This is a genomic window from Pseudomonas sp. K5002 (assembly GCF_013386655.1).
In the GTDB taxonomy this organism is placed as follows: Bacteria; Pseudomonadota; Gammaproteobacteria; order Pseudomonadales; family Pseudomonadaceae; genus Aquipseudomonas.
Genome location: NZ_JACARK010000799.1, coordinates 1 through 2,635, shown reverse-complemented (window position 1 = coordinate 2,635; position 2,635 = coordinate 1). Strand labels below are relative to the sequence as shown.

2 protein-coding genes are annotated in these 2,635 nt (G+C 63.3%); both read right to left on the bottom strand.

All coding sequences use genetic code 11. The features are described from left to right. Positions 1–289 precede the first annotated feature (289 nt). On the bottom strand, positions 290–2,188 hold the full coding sequence (dxs, locus tag HX846_RS28805; RefSeq protein WP_177068924.1) for a 1-deoxy-D-xylulose-5-phosphate synthase: 1,899 nt from the start codon (positions 2,186–2,188) through the stop codon (positions 290–292). A gap of 110 nt (positions 2,189–2,298) precedes the next feature. After that, positions 2,299–2,635: polyprenyl synthetase family protein (locus HX846_RS28800; RefSeq protein WP_178966619.1), on the bottom strand; the 337-nt coding region annotated here is incomplete at its 5' end.

The window sequence follows — 2,635 nt, the reverse complement described above, 5'->3', positions numbered from 1 at the left end:
GTTGGCGGCGCTGCTGTCGTTGCGCGCCTGGACCTGGCGGTTGGCGCTGATCACCACGTCGGGCAGCTTGAGGGCTTGGTCGCGTTCGAAACTGTCGGCGAGCAGGTCGGTGGCGGGCAGTAACAGAAGGGGCAGGGCGAGGCGAAGGCGGTTCATGGGCTGTCCGTAGCATTTGAAGTTGGCATAAAACAAATGTGGGAGCNNCGAAGGCGCAGTGTCAGTCAATGCATCTGTCGACTGACCCAGCGCTTTCGCGAGCAAGCCCGCTCCCACATTTTTAATCGCGTTTCTACAGGCCCAGCAGGGCCATGCGCTGACGAACCGAAGCTTCAATCCCGGATTCATCCAGCCCGCACTCAGCCAGCATCTGCGCCGGCTTGGCATGCTCGACATACACATCCGGCAGGCCCAGGTGCAGCACCGACTTGAGGATATTCTCCCGCGCCAGGAACTCACTGACTGCCGCACCGGCGCCGCCCATGACGGCGTTTTCTTCGAGGGTCACCAGCAGCTCATGGCTGCCGGCGATCTCGCGCACCAGGGCCTCGTCCAGTGGCTTGACGAAACGCATGTCTACCACCGTGGCGTCGATCTTCTCGGCCACTTTCAAGGCTTCAGCCAATTGCACGCCGAACACCAGCAAGGCAACCCCGCTGCCCTGGCGGCGGACGATACCCTTGCCGATTTCGATAGGCTCAAGGTCCTTTTCGATCACCGCATTCGGACCATTCCCACGCGGATAGCGCACAGCCGCCGGGCCGTTGTACAGGTGGCCGGTGCTGAGCATCTTGCGCAGTTCGTTCTCGTCGCTCGGGGTCATCACCAGCATGCCGGGGATGCAGCGCAGGTACGAGAGGTCGAAGCTGCCGGCATGGGTCGGGCCGTCTTCGCCCACCAGGCCCGCACGGTCGATGGCGAACAGCACGTCGAGGTTCTGCACCGCGACGTCATGAATCAACTGGTCATAACCGCGCTGCAGGAACGTAGAGTAGATCGCGACTACCGGCTTGGCGCCTTCACAGGCCATGCCCGCGGCGAAGGTCACCGCGTGTTGCTCGGCGATGGCCACGTCGAAATAGCGCAGCGGGAAACGCTCGCTGAACGCCACCAGGTCGGAACCTTCCTTCATCGCCGGGGTGATGCCCACCAGGCGCGGGTCGGCGGCGGCCATGTCACACAGCCATTCGCCGAACACACCGGAATACTTTGGCCCGCTGGGCTTCTTCGGCGCGGCGGCCGGGGCGTTCAGCGGTTCCAGCTTGGTGATCGCGTGGTAACCAATCGGGTCGACTTCCGCCGGGGCGAAGCCTTTGCCTTTCTTGGTCACGATATGCAGGAACTGCGGGCCTTTAAGGTCACGCATGTTGCGCAGGGTGGCGATCAGGGTTGGCAGGTCATGGCCGTCGATCGGGCCGATGTAGTTCCAGCCCAACTCTTCGAACAGGGTGCCGGGAACCAGCATCCCCTTGGCATATTCTTCGGTACGACGGGCAATTTCCCACGCGCCGGGCAGACGCGAGAGCACCTTCTTGCTGCCTTCACGCATGCTTGCGTAAGTGCGGCTGGAGAGGATTTTTGCCAGGTAATTCGACAGGCCACCGACATTGCGCGAGATCGACATGTCGTTGTCGTTGAGGATCACCAGCATGTTGGCGTCCACTTCCGGCGCGTGGTTCAGCGCCTCGAAGGCCATGCCGGCGGTCAACGCGCCATCACCGATCACCGCAATCGCCTTGCGATCGCTGTTTTGCAGGCGGGCGGCAATCGCCATGCCCAGCGCTGCACTGATAGAGGTGCTGGAGTGGCCGACGCCAAAGGTGTCGTACTCGCTCTCGGAGCGGCGCGGGAAGGCGGCGATGCCATCCTTCTGGCGCAGTGTGGCCATGCGCTCGCGGCGTCCGGTGAGAATCTTGTGCGGATAGGCCTGATGACCCACGTCCCACACCAGCCGGTCGTCCGGAGTGTCGAATACGTAATGCAGCGCAATGGTCAGCTCGATGACGCCCAGGCCGGCACCGAAATGCCCACCGGTCTGGCCGACCGTGTAGAGCAATTCCAGGCGCAACTCATCGGCCAGGGTTTCCAGCTCGGCTTCACCCAGGCGGCGCAGGCCGGCTGGCGTGTTGGCACGGTCCAGCAGGGGCGTGGCCGGGCGCTTGCGGGGAATCTCTTGAAACGTCGTGGGCATCAGGCGAATCGTTATAGGTATAGAAGAGGCGGCAGTTTACCTCAAGCATCGCAAACTGCCCACGCAGAGCGCCGAACTTGGCTGATATGCGGTGGAAAAGGCCGCTGTTGTCAGTGGCGACGTTCGACGATATACCGCGCCAGGTCACGCAGTGGCTCGGCAGCCGCGTCGAAAGGTCGCAGGGCATCCAGGGCCTGGTCCCGCAGCTCCAGGGCGTACGCCTTGGCGGCTTCCAGCCCGAGAAGCGAAGGATAAGTCGGCTTGTCCCGTGCGATATCAGCACCCTGGCGCTTGCCGAGGGTCGCGGTATCGCTTTCAACGTCGAGAATATCGTCCTGCACCTGGAACGCCAGGCCGATGGCCCGCGCGTAGGTTTGCAGCGCCGCCAGTTGCGCCGCTTCGGCACGGCCACTGGCCAGGGCGCCGAGGTGCACGGCGGCCTCGATC